The 826-nt window shown below is 67.9% G+C and carries 1 protein-coding gene and 1 pseudogene; one reads left to right on the top strand and one right to left on the bottom strand.

Going from position 1 to position 826, the window contains the following annotated elements; all coding sequences use genetic code 11:
• Positions 1-46: 46 nt before the first annotated feature.
• Complete coding sequence (locus tag CCN72_RS35155; protein WP_086812424.1) at positions 47-595, bottom strand: cysteine hydrolase family protein; 549 nt, start codon at positions 593-595, stop codon at positions 47-49.
• Positions 596-647: 52 nt separating this feature from the next.
• Between CCN72_RS35155 and CCN72_RS41080 the strand changes: the two are divergent.
• A pseudogene (locus tag CCN72_RS41080) lies at positions 648-826 on the top strand (GNAT family N-acetyltransferase); the annotation flags it as partial.

Below are 826 nucleotides of genomic sequence, written 5' to 3' on the forward strand. Positions count from 1 at the left end.
TTTCTGCGTTCCCGGACAATTCCAGAGGCAATATCCGAGACAGTTGTCAGAAGGTGACGTCCGCCGTTTTCACGGTGCCGGTCGTACGCCCGGGTGCGGTCTGGTGGCTCCAGTACAGATTGGTGTGCGCGATGACCTGCTCCGGTGCCGGGGCGCCGTACTCCGTGAGGTCCTCCGTGGTGTGGGCGTCGGCGACCAGCGTCGCGTCGTAGCCACGGACCAGAGCGCCGTGCAGCGTGGAGCGGACGCAGAAGTCGGTCTGGGCTCCCGTGACGAGCACCCGTCCCACCCCGCGTTCGGCGAGGACGGACTCCAGCTCGGTGTCCTCGAAGGAGTCGTGGTAACTCTTGGCGATGAGGGGCTCGGATTCCAGGCGCTTCAGCTCGGAGACGTACTCCCAGTTCTCCGTGCCCGGCACCAGGTCCTCGTCCTGATGCTGCACCCACACCACCGGGACACCCGCCGAGCGTGCCCCGTCCAGCAGGGCGTTGATGTTCGCGAGGACGTCGGCCAGGGCGGGGGCGCCGGCGACGACCCCGTTCTGGACGTCGATGATGAGCAGGGCGGTGTGGGGTCGTTCCTGAAGAGTGGTCATGCGGGCAGATTATGGGATGCCGAGCGCCTGCCGCAGCACTACGGTTGCGGGCATGACCAGGGTGACCAGCGGAGACTACGTCGTACGAGCCATACGCCCCGCGGAATGGGAGAAGGTGAGGGGCCTGCGGCTGGACGCGCTGCGGGATCCGGCCGCGCCGCTCGCCTTCCTGGAGGGGTATGAGGAGGCCGCCGCGAAGGCCGACCTCTTCTGGCAGGACCGCGCGGCCGG

This window comes from Streptomyces murinus (assembly GCF_002154555.1).
In the GTDB taxonomy this organism is placed as follows: Bacteria; Actinomycetota; Actinomycetes; order Streptomycetales; family Streptomycetaceae; genus Streptomyces; species Streptomyces murinus.

Excerpts from the sequence above, each read along its gene's own strand:
- CCN72_RS35155 (WP_086812424.1), bottom strand. The coding sequence starts at position 595 with ATGACCACTCTTCAGGAACGACCCCACACCGCCCTGCTCATCATCGAC.